Here is an 18,326-nt window from a genome sequence, read left to right as displayed (position 1 = left end):
TTGTCGCAAGGTTATGAATAAGACCGAACTGGTCGATAAGTGGAACTCTCGCGGAAAATGGACGGACAAATGCTGTCCGAACTGTGGATGCAAAACCTTTACGCCAGTTGGCGGGGGGGAATAATGTTGAATGCGACTAAAGAACGCTTTACCGAATTAGTGAATGACCCTGAACATTTGCGCCGATTAGTGATTCTATGGCCTGAGAATCACTTAATTCATCATTTAGCAAAAGCGCACCTGGAAGCGCTGGAAAAGCTAGTGAAGGAATCCGCTGATGCGAACTAAATATGTACGCCGTGAGCGGCTTGATTTCCACCGGCCCGAATATTGGCCAGTGAAACATCATACTTATTTTGCTCAAGTCCATGGCTATTACTACGGTAGAAAGCATGTCTAATAAAATCCCCGATATCATCCCGAAAGAATCCCTTGCCTGGTTCAAAGCGAAAAAGCTGAGACCAGGCTTTGACTATCGTGACGTCTGGCTCGAAGAGCATAGCGCCGCGTTCACCGTGGCCAAGATGACCAATCTTGATCTGCTTAATGACGTGAAGGAGCTGCTAACCCAGGCATTGGAAGAAGGCCAGACATTTCGGGAGTTCCAGAAAGCATTAGAGCCGCGCTTGGTCAAACGAGGATGGTGGGGCGTGCGTGAAATGGTTGACCCGCTTACCGGTGAAAACAAGCTTGTGCAGCTCGGTAGCGATCAACGACTGCGTACAATCTACGACACAAACATGCGTACCGCTCGAACGGCTGGCCAGTGGCAACGTATCGAGCGAACTAAACGCGCCATGCCGTATCTGCTGTATACGTTGGGGCCATCACGTGAACATCGAGTTGATCATCTAAAATGGGCGAATACTTGTTTACCTGTTGACGACCCTTTCTGGTTGACGCATACCGGCCCCAATGGCTGGGGCTGTAAATGCGGCGTTCGCCAGGTCAGCAAATACGAGTATGACCAAATGGTGAAGAATGGCGTTACATCCACGTCGCCTGTATATGAAGATGGACAGCCCACAGGTCAAGTAAGCCGCGAGAAAGTTCCATTGAAGACCCAGGCCCCGCAGATGAAAAACGTGAGGTGGCTGAACAAGCGGACTGGCGAAGAAGAGCTAATTCCCGAAGGGATTGATCCGGGTTGGAATTACAATCCTGGCATCAATCGCAATGCCGCACTTGATCGTCAGCTAAGCGCCAAGCAAATGGCATTTAATGCTGACCAATAATATTATCATGTAGGCCTTATAAAACCGCCGTAGTGACGTTATCACCGTCTGTGATACGATGGCGCATGGAAATTTTGTTAAACGTTTCTGTTCGCTTTTAAACGTGGTTTAAACGCCGTTACATCCCCCAGTTAGAGTGAAGCCGGTTAATCCGGCTTTTTCTTTGCCTCCCGCACACTGTCCGTCAGTATTCCTGATTACGGACGACCCTATGAATTCCAATCTTGAACTGTTGGCACTGTGCTTTGAATTGCCGCAGTTTGATAACGATAAACTGCCGGAATGGCTTCCTGTTATTCCTGCTGGTCAATTCACCGGCCGTGATGGTCGCGTGTGGGTGACCAGCAATCCGGCTGATGTGATTACGGGCTCTTTCCGCTATCCAAAATTACCGATTGATATTGAGCACGCAACGGAGCTTAAAGGCCCGAAGGGTGACCCTGCGCCCGCTTATGGCTGGATTGATGCCCTACGCCAGCGTGATGACGGCACTATTGAGGCACACGTTGAGTGGACGGCCGATGGCGAAGCCCTTATTCGTGGCAAAAAATACCTCTTTTACAGCCCCGCTTTTTTCTTTACCGCCGACGGTCAGGTGACCCGCTTATCCAGCGTCGGACTAACCAACAAGCCTAACCTGGCTTTTCCCGCTCTTAACTCGGAGAACAACGATATGACCATCCCTGTCCAGCTTGTGACAGTGCTGGGATTGTCTGCCACCGCGTCAGTTGATGATGCCGTGAAGGCTATCCAGCAAATTCAAACCAGTGAACAAGTGGCGCTGAACCGTGCCGAAAATCCTGATGTGACAAAATTCATTCCTATTGAGACGCATCAACTGGCGTTAAACCGGGCGACGGAAGCTGAAGGCAAGCTGAAGGTGCAGGCCGACAACGAAATCGAAGCCCTAGTTGATTTAGCGATCAAAGAAGGGAAAGTTGCCCCAGCAAACAAGGATATGTACCTGGCCACGTGTCGCAGCGAGGACGGCCGTAAGCAGTTTACCGAGTTCGTCAAAGGTGCGCCGGTGATTGTCAGTAACGACCCGAAAAAGAAACCAAAACCTGAAACAAACAATCAGGAACTGACAGAAACCGAACTGGGAATGTGCCGCAGTATGGGTATCACGAAAGAAGAGTTTCTTGCCGCTAAACAATCAAATGAGGAGCAGCAATAATGCCAGCACCATCAGCAGAAGTTTTACACGCGCTCACTACGTCGCTGAGCGCCTCCTTTACAGCAGGACTGGCCGGTGTTAAGCCCCAATACCTGCGTATAGCCACCGAAGTACCGAGCAGCACTGCATCAAACACTTACGGTTGGCTGTCCGATTTGCCAGGGATCAAAGAGTGGATTGGTGAACGTCAGCTTGCCGTGCTGAGCCAGCGTGGTTACAGCATTTTCAACAAAACCTGGGAAAGCTCAATCCGTGTAAAGCGGGAAAATATTGAAGACGATCAGATTGGGCAATACAGCATTATTGCTAAAGGATACGGCCAAAAAGTCGGTATTTTCCCGGATACGCTGTCATTTAAGTTGCTGTCAGAAGGGTTCACCACACAGTGCTTTGACGACCAGTATTATTTTGATACCGACCATCCCATGGCGGGCGGCACATACAGCAATATCGTGGGCGATGGTACTGAAACTGGTGAACCGTGGTTCCTGATTGATGAATCACAGGTGCTGAAACCTATTCTGTACCAGAACCGCCGGCCGTTTAAATTCACATCCATGGATGACCTCAACAACGAACACACGTTCAAGAATAACGAATTTCTGTATGGGGTTGATGGCCGTAGCAACGTCGGCTTTGGCTTTTGGCAAACCGCAGTTGGTTCGCGTGCGCCCCTAACGGTAGCAAACTACGAGAAAGCCGTTGATATCCTATCGGGTATGAAGCGTGACGACGGTGAACCACTGGGAATCACCCCAACTACGCTCGTGGTTGGTCGCCAAAACCGCGCCGCAGCAAAGCGCATCATTGATGCCATGCTGGTCGATGGTGGGGACTCCAACATCTATTACAAAGACGTGGATATTTTAAATAGCCCGTTCATCGTGACCCCGGCATAACCCGAAGGCGTTCGTTTACAGCGGGGTTAAACCCGCTTTAAAGACTTCTCAAAGAGGATGGAAAATGCGTGGAACGAAAACAAAGACAGCGAGCCAGAAAAAGCCTACGGATAGCACTGGCGCGGCATCATCGACGTCGGTGGCATCGCTTAATGAAAGCAACAGTAACGGACATGAACCGGAAATTTTGTTGCCAGGGCATGACATTATCACCGGCACCGACCCCGTAGATGACCCATTGCTGTCAGCCGACGTTGCTAGCGCGATGGGCAAAGAATGTCTGTGGGTTCAAGCCGTATCAAAGAATGGTTTCTATCGGTGTGGCTGGTTCTGGCCGTTTGATGGCGTGCATGTATTCGTCAGTGATGATCCGGACGGCGACAACGCCGACTGCGTTGCTGACTCCCTCAAAAGTTATTTCGGCGTGACACCATCGCAGCCCTTTATAAGTGTGGCGACTGCTGCACGGCTGAAAGCTGAACCGCAACTGCGTGTGACCGTGATCCAGCCCGTCACGGCTGAAAGCCAGGGGGAATGATGGGCTACGCCACGCGCCAGGATTTGTTGGTTGCCGACGGTTCTTATCTTTGGAATGTCGCGATCAAAAGGGATACGAATGAACTGGATGAAGCCGCTATTGCTCAAGCGCTCGAAGACACTGATGAAGAAATCAATTCGTTGCTGTCCCGCAGATACAAGTTGCCGCTGGAAACCACGGTTCCACGCATTCTGAACCGTGTGGCCGTGTCTATCGCTTTCTATTGGCTGGCTGACCGCGACAACCAAGCCACGGAGCTTGTGCGCAAGCGCTATGAAGATGCCATCAATACGCTAAAAGAAATCGCCAGCGGTCAGCGTGATATCGGCCTGCCGACGCTGGAACAGCCGGCTGAGGGCGACGGCGGCAAGGTCATCATGGTTGGCGATAACACGCGCTTGTTCACCCGTGACAGTCTGAAAGACGTTCTGTAATGGGTATCCAGGTTGAGATGATGGGCGCGGAAAAGCTCGCGCAGATCCGCCAGGCGATGGAGAAACTGGCGGATAACAGCTTACGCACAGAATTGCTGGAAAGTATCGGTGCCATTGCTGAATCACAGACCCGCCGCCGTATCACCGATGAGAAACAATCGCCCGGTGGAACGGCCTGGCAAAACTGGTCTGAAGGCTATGCCAAGACCCGACACGGCAATCAGAGCCTGTTGCAAGGCAATGGTGATCTGCTAGACAGCATCACCTTTGTAGTTGAACGCAACCTGGTGCGCGTCGGCTCTCCTCTCGGGTATGCAGGCGTTCATCAAGATGGATTCAGCGGTAGCGTTTCCGTCGGTGCGCATCAGCGCTTGATTAAGCAAGCGTTCGGGCGGGTACTAAAACATCCGGTCTGGCAAAGCGTGAAGGAGCATAGCCGCATGATGAACATTCCCCAGCGTGAGTGGCTGGGCCTGTCGAGCAGTAACAGCGACGAGCTGTTGCACGTTATTGGCGACTTTTGGAAAGAGGTATTGCCGTGAGTCAAGAACGTCCGAGCCTGGTCACCGTGGGCAGCACTGTAGCCGCCGCCGAGCGGATTGTTGCCTGGCTTCAGCCGGTTCTACAAGGGAACAACCCCGACCAGGTTCCGGTCGTTGAGCGTCATATCGGACAATTCAACACCCCGGAAGAGGTCAAGCGTCATCTATCCGACAAATGCGGCTGTATCCGCATCGCAGCCCTGCGCGTGCGGGACATTAAACACCAGGCCGGTGGCGTGGTTGGGACTGTGACCTGGTGCGCGTATGTGATGGCTACAGACTACTGGGGCTACGGCCGCGATCTGCGTGCTGAAGTCATGGTGTCGAAGCTGGCTAAACGTATTGCTAACCCGCAAGCAGCAAAAGAAATGGGTGCGGAGCGCAAGGCCGACACTTTATCTGCGGACAACATCTACAGCGGTTCCCTTGACAATCTGGGGCTGACGATGTGGGCCGTGATGTGGAGCCAAGAATTCAAGCTGGATGAAGAAACGGATATCAGCGAATTGCCTGATTTCCTCCGAATGGGAATGACCGCAACGCCACGCGGCGGCGTCCCTGTAATTGAATCTGTTATCAACGTAAGAGAACAGGAAGACGATGAAAACCAAACATCTTAAACCTAAAGGCGGCGTCAAGGTGCGCAAGCCTGATGGGGCTTACTTAAACGATGACGGAGAAGATTTACCGCTGTCATCGTATTGGTTACGCCGCATCGCGGAAGGTGACATTGCTGTAACTGACATTGCTGTAACCGACGTGGCCAGCCAGCCAGCCGCCACTAAATCAACCAAGGCGGAGAAATAAACCATGGCGTTAGGCAATATTCCCAATGATATCCGGGTGCCGCTGGTCTATATCGAAATTGATAATTCCCTGGCACTCGACAGCGCCCCGGCGCAACAACACAAAATTTTGGTCATTGGTCAGCAACTGGCTACCGGCACTGCCACAGCGTTGACGCAAAATCGCATTACCAGCGACAGCACAGCCGATAACCTTTATGGGCGCGGCTCGATGCTGGCGGACATGCTGAAGACCTTGCGCAAAGGCAACAGCTATACCGAAACCTGGGCGATGGGTATTGAAGACCTTGCTGCTGGCAGCGCGGCCAGCGCGGAACTCGCGGTGACCGGCACGGCTACCGCCGCTGGTACGCTGGCGCTGTTGGTATGTGGCGTCACGGTGCAGGTTGGCGTCAGCGCAGCGGATACTGATGCAACTGTCGCTACGGCGATTGTGACCGCCATCAATGCTGTAACCACGCTACCGGTTACCGCCGCCGTGAAAGTTGATGCGTCGGGTACGGTGGTGCTCACGGCAAAATGGAAAGGCCAGACAACCAACGATCTGGATGTGCGCGTCAATTACTACGTGGGCGAACAGACACCGGCGGGACTGAGTATAACGACGACGGCGTTTACCGGTGGCACCGGCACCCCGGATATGTCAACTGTGGTTGCTGCCCTTGGTGATGAGTGGTTTAACCATATCGTTTGCCCGTTTAACGACGTCGCCAGCATGAACACCCTGCGTGATGAATTGCTCAATCGCTGGGGGCCGCTGAAGATGATTGAGGCCATCGCATACACCGCCGTTCGTGGTACTCACGCCGCGACAGGAACATGGGGCGGCAATCGTAACGACTTCTTGATCACCGCCATGGGAACCAACATTTCCCCGCAGCCTGCGTATCTTTGGGCAGCAGCTTACGCGGGGATTGCTGCTTATTATCTGGCGATTGATCCAGCGCGACCACTTCAGACGCTAGCAATGCCCGGCATTCTGGCACCGGCCAAGGAAGTGCGCTGGGATATGGTCGAGCGTAATCTGCATTTATTTGACGGTGTAGCAACGCATTATGTTGATGCTGGCGGCAACGTCTGCATCGAGCGGGAAATTACGACGTATCGCGTCAATCGTTTTGGCGATGCTGACACGTCTTATCTTGATATCACGTCCCCAGCGACGCTGGGCCATATTCGTTACGTCATCAAGAACCGGTTCACCAACCGCTATCCCCGCCACAAACTCGCTGATGATGACGTGCTGGACGTATTGGAACCCGGCCAGCACGTCATGACACCGAAGCTGTGTACGCAAGAGCTGATTGATATTTTCCTCACCGAGCTGGAGCCAGCAGGATTAGTCGAAGACTTTGACGACTATAAAGAAACGCTATCGGTGGTGCGTGACACCGCAGACCGCAACCGGCTGAATTTTATTATCCATCCGAACATCATTAACCAGCTCCGTGTCCTGGCTGGTCTGATTCAGTTCAAGCTCTAAAGGGGGCAGCATGATTTTAGGCGAAGCCGCCATTCGCGTGAATGGCCGTGAAATTCAAACCCAGGGCGCATCTACCCTGAACCCTGGCGGTTATGCCCGCACCGCACATAATGGCGCGGGGAAGACGTGGGGGATGTCGCGCAAGCGGGTTAACCCGTCTATTCAGTTGACGATTGCCGCCGCTGAAAACGTTGACGTGATCGAGATCAGCGGCTGGGAAAACGTCACTGTGATGTTTGAAGGCGACAACGGCTTGAGCTACATGATGACTGGCGCAGCGGCGGAAAACCCCGCAGAGCTGGCGGAATCAGACGGTCAGGTTTCAGTCACGTTTATCGGCGCTAAATGCGTGAAGGTGTAACACATGGCCAAGATGACAGTGACATTGATCCACGGCCTTGTGACGGGAAAAGGCACCAGTGATGAAGCCCGACATATGGTTGTCGAGTTGCGCGAACTGGATACTAAAGATGTCATCGATTCACAGCTTGCCGCAGAGCGGGTTGTGATCGGTGATAACGGCAAGGCTCATGCGTATTGCTCTGAGGTGATGATGGGGCTGGAAATGCTGCGCCGACAAATTGCATCAATCGGTGATATCCCCGGCCCGCTCAGTCTCAAGCAGCTTTACCAGCTTCACCCCAAAGATTTGGATTTACTGACGGAGAAGGCCAGCGATATGGATGACTTGCTGACGGGGGTAAGCAACCGGGGGCGAGCTGATGCCGTTGGCGACGGCGCTGACTAACCTTCTCGTCAATCTGTCATCACGTTTTAGCGTGTCATACCTGGAACAGTTGCCGCTACGGCAACTGTTCCGCATCACCGAGCAATTGAGGAAGCAGCATGGCCAAGCGCCTCGACACTGAGATTATCATCAACCTAGCGGGAAACCTTACAGCCAAAGCCCGCCAGTACGGGGCCAATATGTCGGAGTTCGCGCGCCGAAATGAGCGTGCAATGTCTGTCATCAAGTCGACAAGCGCAGCCGCTGGGCGTGGCCTGGATATGCTTGGAAATCGCTATACGGGCATGATAGCCGGATTCGCCGGTGGTGCTATGTTGCGCGAATTCACACAGCTAGATCGGCGTATGACTCGGATTGGTATTGCGGCCGAAAAAACACGCGACGAGATGGCATCTATGCTGGGCGGTATGCAAGATGCCTCTATCAAATTCAGGGTTGATGATAGCGAAGTGGTTAATGCTATCGAAAAAGTGGGTACGGTCACAGGCGATATTGACTTTGGCTATAAAAACCGTAATGCGATCGCGGCGTCTATTGCAGCTTCTGGCGGTACTGGTGAATCAATAGGCGGGCTGTTTGCTAACTTCACAAAGTTCCAGGTACAGACGGAAGAAGAAGCGATAAAAGCGATGGATACGCTAAACAAATTGGGGAAAGAAGGCGCATTTGAGCTGAAGGATATCGCTGAAAAAGGCGTCAGGGCTTTCTCAATGTATGCAGCAGCGGGAGGAAAAGGGGTATCAGGGATAAAAGATGTTGGTGTTGTTCTTGAGTCAGCGATTGATGTGACGGGTGATCGAGACACAGCAGCTACAGCAACAGAAAACCTCATTCGAGACTTACAGAATCCGAAGGTTGCTAAGGCGTTAAAAGCAAACGGCATCAATGTATTCGATAAATCTGGGAAAATGCGTGAACTACCTGTTTTATTAGATGAAGTTGCTAAACGTTCGGGAAGGAAAGGCGCAGAGAAGCAAAATGCTAACTTGCTAAATGCCGGTTTTAATCAAGACAGTATTCTGTTGATAAGTAGTGTCACATCAGGAAAAGGCGCAGAGAACTTGAAGCGTTACCAAGCTGTTGTTGGTGACGGCGTCGGCATCATGAAAGATGCTGAGTATGCTGCGAAAGACTTTACGTCTGCTATGCAAAGCATGAATACCACATGGAATAAATTCGCAAATAGCCAGCTGGCAGCGCCGGTGCAAGAGCTGGCAGATGCGCTTAACTCTGTAGACCAAGAAACCGTGCAAAACTGGCTGGAAATCGGCAAGAACGTTGCACTAGCAACAGGTGGATTACTCGTCGCACGTAAGGCCGGGCAAATCGGTAAAGGCGTTTACGACTTCCTACGCCCCGGTAAAAAAGGCGTTCCACCGGGTGTTACTGACGTATTCGGCAGCGGTGTAATGCCGGTTTACGTTGTTAATATGGGCGGCAGTGGTATGGGGGGCGGTGATGTGCCAGGCATCCCAGATAATCCGCAAAAAAATAAAAGTAGCACTGGTGGTTTGATCGGCATGGCTATAAACACAGCATCAGAGATAGCCTCACTTGTACCATTCCCGAAAAATGATGAAGAACGCGCCGCGCTCATCAAGCGTGCTCAGGATAATAGCAACAGAAAAACAATGTGGGATGACGTCAAGAACTGGTTAACTTCCGCACCAACTGATATTGATCCACGTCCATGGTCAGCGATGCAACCTCAGAATCAGTCAGCATCACAATACCCTTTCATCCCCCAGCCGCTTCAGGGCGAAATCGAGGTCACGGTTAAAGATGACCGGGTACAGGTCAGCAAGGTCAAAATCAATACGCCAGGCGTAACGATGAGTGCGCAAACCGGCATTCGCAATGTGGAGCAAGACTAATGGCCACAACCAAATGGGAAGACCTGCGCGATGCGTCGTTTCGTAACGTCCCTTTCTACTTTGTTGACGTGGAAGGCACCGGCGGACGCCGTGCTATACCTCATGCGTACCCGAAGAAAGAAGTCGGTTGGACTGAAGACCACGGCGCGGTACTGACACAGCAACAGATTAACGCCATCCTGCTGGGTAGTGATTACCAGACTCAACTTAATCGCCTGCTTGCAGCGTTGAATACGCCAGGGCCGGGAGAGCTGGTGCATCCATGGTTTGGCGCGCAACAGGTGCAAGTCGGTAAGGTCTCGCACAAACTCAGTACGGAAGAAGGCGGCATTGCTTATGTGTCGTTCGAAGTATTCGAAGCGGGTGAGCAACTTTTTCCGACGCAGACCGAAGACACCACAGCGACGACGCTCAGTGCTGCCGACCGCGTAAAAGCAGCGCTGGCCAACGGCGACTACTTTGCTGCCCTTGATGGTGTCGGCAATATGGTTGATACGCTGTTGGATGACCTAGACGGGCTTATCACTAATCTGCCCTCTATCCCAGATGCAGTAACAGAATGGATGGATAGGCTCAATCGTTTTAAAGACCAGGCAGGCATCATCGCCGCCGCACCAGGTGAATTGATCCGCGATGTAACAGGCATTATCAGCGACATAAAAGACCTGGTCACAGAACCACCATGGGCATTAAACGTTTATGACCAGTTGCGTGATAAATGGGACGGTGACCGAGCGGCTCATGCGGCGACAAAATCCCTGGCTGATAACATCGTAGTTGACGTTGAAACCGGCGTTGCCAGCAGCGTAACTCGTTCGTCGACGATTGAAATTTCAGATGCCATGCAAGCCAATATCGATGAGTTCCATCGCCTGGTGATTGTCTCCGCCCTTGTCGCACAGGCCGAAACCGTAGCTAGCATGACATTTGAAACCAGTCATGACGCACAAGGCACAGGCGATGCGCTGGCGGAACGGCTGGGCGAGCAAGCGATAGATGCCGTTGAATCCGGTCAGCGCGAGCTGTGGCGCTCGCTGCGTGATTTGCGTTTTGCCGTTGTTAACGATGTGCGCATTCGTAGCGTCCAGCTCCCGGAGCTGAGGCGCATATCGACCCGACAAACAACACCGGTCATGCTATTAGCATGGCGTGAAACTGGCGATGCCGAACAGAGTGATGCACTGGTTACACGAAACCGTCTGCGTTACCCGGCATTTATTAAACCGTCCCAAGTCATTGAGGTAATCGACAATGAGTGATGACGTGGTACTGAACGTGGACGGTAAAATCTGGGGAGGTTGGACGGAAATGACGGTCAATCGTTCACTGGACAGCATTGCCGGAGAATTTGACCTCACTATCACTGCACGCTGGTCAGCGGCCGCGCCACGCTCTATCAAGCCGGGTATGGCGTGTTATGTCGCTATCGGTAGTGACCGTGTATTGACAGGCTATATTGATGACTTCATCCCCAGCTATGATGCGGAGAATGTTTCACTGCGCGTGATGGGGCGTGATAAAACCGGCGACCTGGTTGATAGCTCTGTTGTCGATAAATCCGGGCAATGGAAAGGTCAGCGCCTGGAGCAACTGGCGGCGACTATCTGCAAACCCTACGGTATTGAGGTTATCAACGAAACTGATACTGGCGAGACATTTTCCAGCATCACGTTGGAACAGGGAGAAACGGGGTTCGAACTGCTTGATCGCTTGGCAAAACAGCGCGGTGTACTGATGACGTCCGACGCATGGGGACGACTGGTGATCACTCGTGCATCAACGACACGCGCCGGTGTATCCCTCATTCTTGGTGACAACATTCTGGCGGCGCGTGGCCGCTTCTCTTGGCAAGGCCGAGCAAGTCAGTACATCGTCAAAGGCTCTGCGGCTGCCGGGGGATCGACGTGGGATGACCAGCCAGCCAAGGTAGTCGGTGGTCGCCAAATCATCGTCGCTGATTCCGAGATAACCCGCTATCGTCCAAAGATTTTAGTCAATGAGGACAATCTGACCGTCGGCGGGGCCAGCGCACGGGGTGAATGGTATAAAGCCACAGCGTTGGGCGAGGCCAATACTACCGAGATTACTGTCGCTGGATGGCGAGAGAACGGCACGACAGGCCCGTTGTGGCAGATAAATTGCCAGATTCAAGTCAAGGACGTGATCCAGCAGCTTGATGTGACCTGGCTGATTAAGACGGTTTCGTTCATGGAAGGCGATAACGGCCGGGTGACGGTGCTAACACTGGTCCCGCCAGAGTCGATGGATATGCCGTCTCAGAAGGCAAAAAAGAAAGGCAAAAAATCCAGTGTGGGGGTGACATGGGACTGAAAGAAGGCAATTTTTCCCGTGCTATCAGCGCCATCGGTCGACGTCTGCGACTGATGGTTGATCGCGCAAAAGTGCTTATTGTGACCGATAGCCTGGGGCGGCAAAACCTTCAGGTGCAGAGCCTGGCAGATGAGACGGATGATAACGTCGAACGCTTCCAAAATTATGGCCTGTCGTCCGTACCGCCAGTGGGGGCTGACGCCGTGGTGGTTGCCATTGGAGGCCGACGTTCTGGCCTGGTGGCCATCGCTGTCGAAGACAAATCCTGTCGCCCAAAAGGACTAGACCCCGGAGATGTTTGCGTGTATCACAGTGAGGGCCACACTATTACCCTCAAGAAAGATGGCGTCATAGAAGTAAGGGGGAAAAAGGTTAATCTGGTCGCTGAAGATTCCTGTGACATTGTGAGCAAACTCATTAATGTCACCGGCCCCGCAGTCTTCAGTGAAGATATTCAGGTTAAAGGAAAGAGCTTCCTTGACCACATTCACATTGACGGTGACGGTGCGAACACAACGAAACCGTTATGACCATCAGAGTACGTTGGCACCTACCCGAAGGCGGTGATATTGAAATAGAGCACAATGGCCTTTCGTCTGACGAGGGCCTTGTTTCTTTAGTGCTGATTTGCTTATTCACCGATGCCCGCGCTGCTGACAGTGACGAGATACCCGACGGTACTGAAGACCGTCGCGGCTGGCCCGGTGATTCTTTTAGTGATTTCCCTTGGGGTTCCAAGCTGTGGCTGATTGAGCGTGAAAAGCTCACTGAGGCCGTGCGTATGCGTGCCGAAAACTACGCCAATCTATCCATGCAACCGTTAATCCGTTACGGCTATACCCGTGCTGCGCAGGTTATTGCGACTATCCCACGTATGAATTGGCTGTCGCTGAGTATTGTGCTGACGCGGCCTAATAATTCAGCGCTAACGGTTGAAATAAATAAACGCTGGGAGGCAATAGAAAATGGCGTATAGCGTTCCATCAACCCGCCACATTATTCGCACCGGCATTCAAGACCTTGAGATTGAATTAAATCAGAAGTTGCCGATTGTCGGTATTGAGCGTGCGTTAAATACGGCATTCAGCGGCGCATTACGCGATTTATATGATTATCAGACGTGGATTAAGAACCAGATTATTCCGTCTGATAAATCAGATGATGAAACCATTATTGATACCGCACGAAATGAAGGCGTTATTCGTAAGTCGGCGTCGTATGCATCCGGCTCTGTCATATTCAACGGCACGAATCCGTTACCGATTGATACTGAAATGCAAACGGATGATGGCGTTGTTTATTACGTTACCGCGACAGAAGACCCGGATAACGGTCAGATTAGCGTAACTGTTCAGGCGGCAGACGTCGGCACTGGTGGCAACCTGGCAAGCGGCGAGATGCTAACGTTGATCTCCCCCGTTCCCGGCGTTAACAGTGAAGGCACTGTGGCAATCGGCGGGCTATCCGGCGGCGCGGATATTGAAACCATCGGTGAACTGCTGACCCGTCTGTTATACCGCAAACGTAACCCGCCATTGGGCGGCGCATTACATGATTACGTTATATGGGCCACTGAAACCGCAGGCGTAAGCCGCGCATGGGCGTTTGATGCCTGGCACGGATTAAGTACAGTTGGCCTGGCATGGGTGTATGACCAACGTACTGACATTATTCCGACAGTGACGGACATCGCTGTGATGCAAGCCTATCTATTCCGCCATCAGGATCCGGCCACCAGTGATTGGGTGGGCAAGCCCGGCGGGATTGAAGTCTGGTCAATTCCGTTAACTCTTAAGCCCATTGATATGGGAATTCGTATCGTACCCGATACGGAAGCCACCCGTCAGTCAACGATGCTGAATCTTACAGCGCTGTACCGCTCTGTTTCGCCCGGAGACACATTACTGCTGTCTTCTATTCGTACGGCTATCGGCTCAGCAACCGGCGTGACGGACTACGAGCTAGACCTTACGACAAATCAGAGCAGTGCAAACTATGAGCTGATTACGATGGGGGCGATCACATGGCGCATAGTGTAGACGAGTGGCATGACGTTCTTCAGCAATTGATGCCGCGTGGTAAAGCGTGGCCACGTGACCAGACGGCGGCTTTAACTTCCCTTTTAAGGGGCTTTAGCGCCCGTTTACACGCTGCTGAAGCGAATGCCGACTTGCTGCTTAACGAGATGCGCCCAGAAACGACAGAATTAATGCTGGCCGAGTGGGAAGACTATTTAGGATTGCCCGAGTGCAATGCTATCCCTGATGGTTTTGAGCGCCGTCGCGATGTTGTCGTAGAGAAATATCACCGCAAAGGCGGATTAGCGCCCTGGCAAATTGAACAAGCGGTTAAAGATGCATTGGGTTTCACTATTCAAGTCACGGAAATATTACCGCATCACGTTCTACGAAATATTATGCATCCCATTTATTCCAGAAAATACCGTTTCATTATGCAAGTTACGGTTACCGATATGCCGATGATCCGATTTAAAACGATTAGTAATGTATTGACGCCATTAATCAGTTATCAGGCTCAAATTTTGGAGTGCTTTTTGCGGCGTTATCGCTTGGCCGGACACGACTATGATTTTCAGTATGAGGTTTGATTATGTATTGCTTGGATAATGAATCTAGTGTTGTCGATATGCCAAAGACCGCGCCTGTCTTATATACGGATCCACGCTGGTTTACTGAAGGTGGTGACGGAATTCAGCCGAGTTACCCTGGCGCAGACTGGTTTAATATTATTCAAGCGGAAATGATGAATGTGTTGTCGCTGGCAAATATTACGCCGGATAAAATGCAGCATGACCAGTTCGCGCAAGCTATTCGATTTTTTTCGTCTGATTTTATGATTCCTCCCGGCATTCCGTTGCCATGGCCTTCAGATATTTTGCCATCGATGATGCCACAGCGATTCGCCTTTATGGTTGGTCAGTCATTTAGCGCTACTGCATACCCTAAATTGGCTGAAGCATATCCAAATTTAATTATTCCTGATATGCGGGCACTAACGATTAAGGGAAAACCGATTTCGGGGCGTGTTGTTCTGAGTTATGAGGCTGATGGTGTAATAAAGCATGGACACCCAGCAGAAATTTCAGATGTGGATTTGGGAACAAAAGCAACAACAGAGAATGGATTACACCATCACACATTTGGCACCCGTGGGTTAGCTATGTCGATAGATGATGTTGGTGTTGAAACTATTATTGATGGCACTAATAGAACAACCAGCACAGATGGAAATCACATTCACAGTATTGAGTTAGGTGCTCACAAACACGTAGCAACAATAATGGAAGTCGGCAACTCTGAAAACACTGTAAAAAACAGAGCATTTAATTATATTACGAGGCTATATTAATGTCCGCATTTGAACTATCCGCAAATCCGAAGGGAATGTGGATTTATCAATATGACCATTCTGGGGTTTATGTCGGTAATAGTTTCTATAGTGTCCCGGCGTGGACTGGATTACCGGCTAATTCAACGCATATAGTATGTCAGCCAGTGGCTGGTAAAACTGGCGTTTTCAATGGCAATACGTGGGATTATGTTGATGATCCGCGTGGTACACAGTATTGGAATGTGCGTGGTGTTGGATATGTTATTTCGACTATTACAGAATCATTGCCAACATGGGCAATCATGACGCCGCCGCCCACGCCGGATAATGGTTATGTACTGCTATTTGTAAATAGCGAATGGACGCAAATTGAAGATAAAACCGGACAGTATTATTACGATAGCATGGGAAATAAAACCATTGTCCCAGATGCATACTTTGTGCTGCCAGATGGCTATACGTTCGTTTCTCCGCCAGATGCTAAGCCAACGTTCGTCACGAAATGGAACGGTGACGAATGGGTATATGTGAAGGATTTGCGCGGGAAAGTAGCTTATTCAACAGAAACAAAAGAGACGAAAGTTATTTCTGAGTTGGGGCCATTGCCAGATGGCTATACGCTGTTACCACCTTCAACCCAATTTGATGAGTGGAACGAATCCGTATGGGTGAAAAATGAAAGTCAAGAAAAAGCCTATTTGGTTAATGCAGCCCAGCAGGATAAAGAACGGCGTATATCAATCGCGACTGAACAAATTTCAATCCTCAGTTACGCTGTGAATAATGGAATTGCATCGGAAACAGAAATAAATAAATTGCCGCTCTGGGAAGCGTACCGTGTCGAGTTGAATCGTGTCGATACATCAACAGCGCCGAACATCAACTGGCCAGAAAAACCGTAGGAGTCGCCATGTTTCATTTGGATAACACCAGCGGCGTTCCTGAAATGCCGGAAGTAAAACCACTACAAAGCAATGCTACGCGCTGGTTCGGTGAAAGCGATGAACAAGGTGGCATTAGTTGGCCCGGTGCTGATTGGTTTAATATTGTTCAAGCTGAATTGTTGAACCTGTTAAAGTCATCTGGGGTAGATCCAGATAAGTATAAAAATAATCAGTTAGCTGAAGCAATCAGCTTACTTATTAGACTTAATGACAAGTCAATGACTTTAAATGAGGCAAAGTCATACCAAAAGTTTAATGAAGGACAGCGTGTTTTTATTAATGATATTGGTTATTTTTTTAAATTCAATTCAACGCGTACTATCATTCCCGGTCATCAATTGTCTGGAATAGCTGATGATGATGAGTTACATAAACTGGTTTCATCTGGAGGAATGCTGGAATTTGATGATTACAGTAAATTGCGTGAATTAGAATCGAGTAACTACTCTAAATATCTGTCCCGACTGCGTACGAATAAAACTATCGCGATGGTTGCGTACGGCGACAGTATCACATGGGGACTTCGACCAGACGGCGGGCAATACCCTCTTAACTATCCCGTCCAGATAGCAAAAACAATGTCTACTCGCACACAGAGCGTGTGGACTAGCCAAAACATGGCGTCTTCAGGTGATCGCGCACTGACAAACTACGTGCGAAATATCAATGACGGCACGGCTGGGCATATTTCTACAATTATGTTGGGCGTTAATGACATTAAAGCGGCAACGAATAACGGAAATAACCCCGACGACATAGCAGGCGATACTCTGTACGGCGTCAAAAACTATGCAGTAGTGATGCGTAAATTTATCGCCCGCGAGCTGCTGCGCGGCCGCTGCGTTGTTGTGTTAGGCATGACGCAATGGGTTAGCGGTGCTAACCTGTCCCCGATGGGGAATATGACAGAATGTTATCTATCTGAGACGTACAATGCCGCAGCTAATGCTGTCGCTAGTGAATTCGGTTGCATGTTCGTAGACACAATGCGCGATGTCATTCAACAGTATGGCATCAGTGAAAGTTGTCACGATGGTATTCATCTTCGCGAAGATTTTCTTGAAATAATCGGCAAAAGGTTTGCGTGCGTATTCATGCACATAGACTATAAAAACCCTCGCAAGATCCGCACCGGTGATGTGTTTATACCCGGATTTTTTCAGAATCCAATATCATCAAATCGCACGATAATACGCAGCACTTTTAAAAACGGATCATCGCCACCGTTCGGCGGCGGCACAGACAATCCTGAATCTATTGGTGTAATGCTGCCGAATGACGATCTTGGCGGCAGTGTGACGTTCGCAATTTATGTTGATGAAGATAACGTTGTGGCATTTCCATCGATAAATCCCGATGGGGAGCCTTTTTCAATGGGGATAATAGGCGACGACGGCGCTAAACAGCCAGACTATCCGTCTAACGTTGAAATCATTCCTATTCTGCGTGATCGACAATATATCGTATCAGGGCGTTCTATTAGCGGATCAGGGCCGCGTAATCGCACAACTGAAAAATACACAGTGGGACGGCTTGACGGATGTTATATCCATTTTACGACGCGTGGATGGCATATGCTGACGTTCGCCGTTGGGCAAAACGCTGGCGTTGCTGCTGTGGAAGGGGTCGTTTTTGACAGTTGGTCGAACGTGAGAAGTAACGATGTATATGGTGGCGTGTCTGGAACCCTTTTCAAACGGGGTGTCGAAAGCACAGTGACCGGATTTGTGAACGCCTGCACGTCAGAAGCTACAGGAGTTTTTGATGTAGCTATTAGCCATCTAGCTCCTGAAAACTATAGCGTGGACGTAGAGTACACAGAAGACGATTATTTCATACAGCATCGAGTGATATTCAAAGCTGAGATGTCATTTCGCATCAGGTTCTATAACGCAGCTAACGTTCCGATCAACCCGACATCATTTAAAGTGACTGTCGTTGGCGGCAGGTAGAGTTCATTTATT

22 protein-coding genes are annotated in these 18,326 nt (G+C 50.5%); all 22 read left to right on the top strand.

The annotated features are described in order from the left end of the window. Nucleotides 1-69 precede the first annotated feature (69 nt). Entirely contained in the window at nucleotides 70-288 is a 219-nt protein-coding gene (locus tag AB8809_RS07690) for a hypothetical protein (protein WP_349855712.1), read from the top strand. 104 nt (nucleotides 289-392) lie between these two features. Next, nucleotides 393-1,235, top strand: a complete 843-nt coding sequence (locus AB8809_RS07685) for a phage minor head protein (protein ID WP_349855713.1) — start codon at nucleotides 393-395, stop codon at nucleotides 1,233-1,235. 211 nt (nucleotides 1,236-1,446) lie between these two features. Beyond that, entirely contained in the window at nucleotides 1,447-2,412 is a 966-nt protein-coding gene (locus tag AB8809_RS07680) for a phage protease (RefSeq protein WP_349855714.1), read from the top strand. Further along, the gene (locus tag AB8809_RS07675; RefSeq protein WP_349855715.1) at nucleotides 2,412-3,311 is read left to right on the top strand and encodes a Mu-like prophage major head subunit gpT family protein; all 900 of its coding nucleotides are present in this window, start codon (nucleotides 2,412-2,414) and stop codon (nucleotides 3,309-3,311) included. The genes AB8809_RS07680 and AB8809_RS07675 overlap by 1 nt, the downstream gene beginning before the upstream one ends. Nucleotides 3,312-3,375: 64 nt before the next feature. Continuing rightward, complete coding sequence (locus AB8809_RS07670) at nucleotides 3,376-3,849, top strand: hypothetical protein (protein WP_349855716.1); 474 nt, start codon at nucleotides 3,376-3,378, stop codon at nucleotides 3,847-3,849. Further along, nucleotides 3,849-4,283, top strand: a complete 435-nt coding sequence (locus tag AB8809_RS07665) for a DUF1320 domain-containing protein (RefSeq protein WP_349855718.1) — start codon at nucleotides 3,849-3,851, stop codon at nucleotides 4,281-4,283. The genes AB8809_RS07670 and AB8809_RS07665 overlap by 1 nt, the downstream gene beginning before the upstream one ends. Next, nucleotides 4,283-4,825 carry a phage virion morphogenesis protein gene (locus tag AB8809_RS07660; protein ID WP_349855720.1) on the top strand — a complete coding sequence of 181 codons (543 nt, stop codon included), beginning with the start codon at nucleotides 4,283-4,285 and terminating at the stop codon, nucleotides 4,823-4,825. Before AB8809_RS07665 ends, AB8809_RS07660 begins: the two co-directional genes overlap by 1 nt. Continuing rightward, nucleotides 4,822-5,445 carry a hypothetical protein gene (locus tag AB8809_RS07655; protein WP_349855721.1) on the top strand — a complete coding sequence of 208 codons (624 nt, stop codon included), beginning with the start codon at nucleotides 4,822-4,824 and terminating at the stop codon, nucleotides 5,443-5,445. Before AB8809_RS07660 ends, AB8809_RS07655 begins: the two co-directional genes overlap by 4 nt. Continuing rightward, nucleotides 5,426-5,632 (top strand): DUF2635 domain-containing protein, encoded by a 207-nt coding sequence (locus AB8809_RS07650; protein ID WP_349855722.1) that lies wholly within the window; start codon nucleotides 5,426-5,428, stop codon nucleotides 5,630-5,632. The genes AB8809_RS07655 and AB8809_RS07650 overlap by 20 nt, the downstream gene beginning before the upstream one ends. A 3-nt stretch (nucleotides 5,633-5,635) precedes the next feature. Further along, nucleotides 5,636-7,114: a phage tail sheath subtilisin-like domain-containing protein gene (locus AB8809_RS07645; RefSeq protein WP_349855724.1), complete on the top strand. Its 1,479-nt coding sequence runs from the start codon at nucleotides 5,636-5,638 to the stop codon at nucleotides 7,112-7,114. 10 nt (nucleotides 7,115-7,124) lie between these two features. Then, nucleotides 7,125-7,475: a phage tail tube protein gene (locus AB8809_RS07640; protein WP_181846702.1), complete on the top strand. Its 351-nt coding sequence runs from the start codon at nucleotides 7,125-7,127 to the stop codon at nucleotides 7,473-7,475. Nucleotides 7,476-7,478: 3 nt separating this feature from the next. Beyond that, nucleotides 7,479-7,862 (top strand): phage tail assembly protein, encoded by a 384-nt coding sequence (locus AB8809_RS07635; protein ID WP_349855726.1) that lies wholly within the window; start codon nucleotides 7,479-7,481, stop codon nucleotides 7,860-7,862. A gap of 98 nt (nucleotides 7,863-7,960) precedes the next feature. Then, on the top strand, nucleotides 7,961-9,736 hold the full coding sequence (locus AB8809_RS07630; protein ID WP_349855727.1) for a phage tail tape measure protein: 1,776 nt from the start codon (nucleotides 7,961-7,963) through the stop codon (nucleotides 9,734-9,736). Further along, nucleotides 9,736-10,995 carry a DNA circularization N-terminal domain-containing protein gene (locus AB8809_RS07625; protein ID WP_349855729.1) on the top strand — a complete coding sequence of 420 codons (1,260 nt, stop codon included), beginning with the start codon at nucleotides 9,736-9,738 and terminating at the stop codon, nucleotides 10,993-10,995. The genes AB8809_RS07630 and AB8809_RS07625 overlap by 1 nt, the downstream gene beginning before the upstream one ends. Then, nucleotides 10,988-12,067, top strand: a complete 1,080-nt coding sequence (locus tag AB8809_RS07620; RefSeq protein WP_349855731.1) for a phage baseplate assembly protein — start codon at nucleotides 10,988-10,990, stop codon at nucleotides 12,065-12,067. Before AB8809_RS07625 ends, AB8809_RS07620 begins: the two co-directional genes overlap by 8 nt. Then, on the top strand, nucleotides 12,058-12,597 hold the full coding sequence (locus AB8809_RS07615; protein ID WP_349855732.1) for a phage baseplate assembly protein V: 540 nt from the start codon (nucleotides 12,058-12,060) through the stop codon (nucleotides 12,595-12,597). The genes AB8809_RS07620 and AB8809_RS07615 overlap by 10 nt, the downstream gene beginning before the upstream one ends. After that, nucleotides 12,594-13,043: a phage GP46 family protein gene (locus tag AB8809_RS07610; protein ID WP_349855733.1), complete on the top strand. Its 450-nt coding sequence runs from the start codon at nucleotides 12,594-12,596 to the stop codon at nucleotides 13,041-13,043. Before AB8809_RS07615 ends, AB8809_RS07610 begins: the two co-directional genes overlap by 4 nt. Continuing rightward, a complete protein-coding gene (locus AB8809_RS07605; RefSeq protein ID WP_349855735.1) occupies nucleotides 13,033-14,106 on the top strand; it encodes a baseplate J/gp47 family protein in 1,074 nt (357 codons plus the stop codon). The genes AB8809_RS07610 and AB8809_RS07605 overlap by 11 nt, the downstream gene beginning before the upstream one ends. Next, complete coding sequence (locus AB8809_RS07600; RefSeq protein WP_349855737.1) at nucleotides 14,091-14,675, top strand: YmfQ family protein; 585 nt, start codon at nucleotides 14,091-14,093, stop codon at nucleotides 14,673-14,675. The genes AB8809_RS07605 and AB8809_RS07600 overlap by 16 nt, the downstream gene beginning before the upstream one ends. A 2-nt stretch (nucleotides 14,676-14,677) precedes the next feature. Further along, nucleotides 14,678-15,436 (top strand): tail fiber protein, encoded by a 759-nt coding sequence (locus AB8809_RS07595; protein WP_349855739.1) that lies wholly within the window; start codon nucleotides 14,678-14,680, stop codon nucleotides 15,434-15,436. Continuing rightward, the gene (locus tag AB8809_RS07590) at nucleotides 15,436-16,320 is read left to right on the top strand and encodes a tail fiber assembly protein (RefSeq protein ID WP_349855741.1); all 885 of its coding nucleotides are present in this window, start codon (nucleotides 15,436-15,438) and stop codon (nucleotides 16,318-16,320) included. Before AB8809_RS07595 ends, AB8809_RS07590 begins: the two co-directional genes overlap by 1 nt. An 8-nt stretch (nucleotides 16,321-16,328) precedes the next feature. Then, nucleotides 16,329-18,314, top strand: a complete 1,986-nt coding sequence (locus AB8809_RS07585; RefSeq protein WP_349855743.1) for an SGNH/GDSL hydrolase family protein — start codon at nucleotides 16,329-16,331, stop codon at nucleotides 18,312-18,314. The last annotated feature ends 12 nt before the right edge of the window (nucleotides 18,315-18,326 follow it).

It is taken from the genome of Pectobacterium aroidearum (genome assembly GCF_041228105.1).
GTDB lineage: Bacteria > Pseudomonadota > Gammaproteobacteria > Enterobacterales > Enterobacteriaceae > Pectobacterium > Pectobacterium aroidearum.
The sequence above is the reverse complement of the archived record's forward strand: the minus strand, read 5'-3'. Positions and strand labels throughout refer to the sequence as shown.

Coding starts and splice junctions, on each gene's coding strand:
- AB8809_RS07670 (WP_349855716.1), top strand. CDS start 3,376: ATGCGTGGAACGAAAACAAAGACAGCGAGCCAGAAAAAGCCTACGGAT.
- AB8809_RS07615 (WP_349855732.1), top strand. CDS start 12,058: ATGGGACTGAAAGAAGGCAATTTTTCCCGTGCTATCAGCGCCATCGGT.
- AB8809_RS07600 (WP_349855737.1), top strand. CDS start 14,091: ATGGCGCATAGTGTAGACGAGTGGCATGACGTTCTTCAGCAATTGATG.
- AB8809_RS07635 (WP_349855726.1), top strand. CDS start 7,479: ATGGCCAAGATGACAGTGACATTGATCCACGGCCTTGTGACGGGAAAA.
- AB8809_RS07620 (WP_349855731.1), top strand. CDS start 10,988: ATGAGTGATGACGTGGTACTGAACGTGGACGGTAAAATCTGGGGAGGT.
- AB8809_RS07685 (WP_349855713.1), top strand. CDS start 393: ATGTCTAATAAAATCCCCGATATCATCCCGAAAGAATCCCTTGCCTGG.
- AB8809_RS07610 (WP_349855733.1), top strand. CDS start 12,594: ATGACCATCAGAGTACGTTGGCACCTACCCGAAGGCGGTGATATTGAA.
- AB8809_RS07675 (WP_349855715.1), top strand. CDS start 2,412: ATGCCAGCACCATCAGCAGAAGTTTTACACGCGCTCACTACGTCGCTG.
- AB8809_RS07585 (WP_349855743.1), top strand. CDS start 16,329: ATGTTTCATTTGGATAACACCAGCGGCGTTCCTGAAATGCCGGAAGTA.
- AB8809_RS07690 (WP_349855712.1), top strand. CDS start 70: ATGCTGTCCGAACTGTGGATGCAAAACCTTTACGCCAGTTGGCGGGGG.
- AB8809_RS07650 (WP_349855722.1), top strand. CDS start 5,426: ATGAAAACCAAACATCTTAAACCTAAAGGCGGCGTCAAGGTGCGCAAG.
- AB8809_RS07640 (WP_181846702.1), top strand. CDS start 7,125: ATGATTTTAGGCGAAGCCGCCATTCGCGTGAATGGCCGTGAAATTCAA.
- AB8809_RS07660 (WP_349855720.1), top strand. CDS start 4,283: ATGGGTATCCAGGTTGAGATGATGGGCGCGGAAAAGCTCGCGCAGATC.
- AB8809_RS07665 (WP_349855718.1), top strand. CDS start 3,849: ATGGGCTACGCCACGCGCCAGGATTTGTTGGTTGCCGACGGTTCTTAT.
- AB8809_RS07590 (WP_349855741.1), top strand. CDS start 15,436: ATGTCCGCATTTGAACTATCCGCAAATCCGAAGGGAATGTGGATTTAT.
- AB8809_RS07630 (WP_349855727.1), top strand. CDS start 7,961: ATGGCCAAGCGCCTCGACACTGAGATTATCATCAACCTAGCGGGAAAC.
- AB8809_RS07605 (WP_349855735.1), top strand. CDS start 13,033: ATGGCGTATAGCGTTCCATCAACCCGCCACATTATTCGCACCGGCATT.
- AB8809_RS07595 (WP_349855739.1), top strand. CDS start 14,678: ATGTATTGCTTGGATAATGAATCTAGTGTTGTCGATATGCCAAAGACC.
- AB8809_RS07680 (WP_349855714.1), top strand. CDS start 1,447: ATGAATTCCAATCTTGAACTGTTGGCACTGTGCTTTGAATTGCCGCAG.
- AB8809_RS07645 (WP_349855724.1), top strand. CDS start 5,636: ATGGCGTTAGGCAATATTCCCAATGATATCCGGGTGCCGCTGGTCTAT.
- AB8809_RS07625 (WP_349855729.1), top strand. CDS start 9,736: ATGGCCACAACCAAATGGGAAGACCTGCGCGATGCGTCGTTTCGTAAC.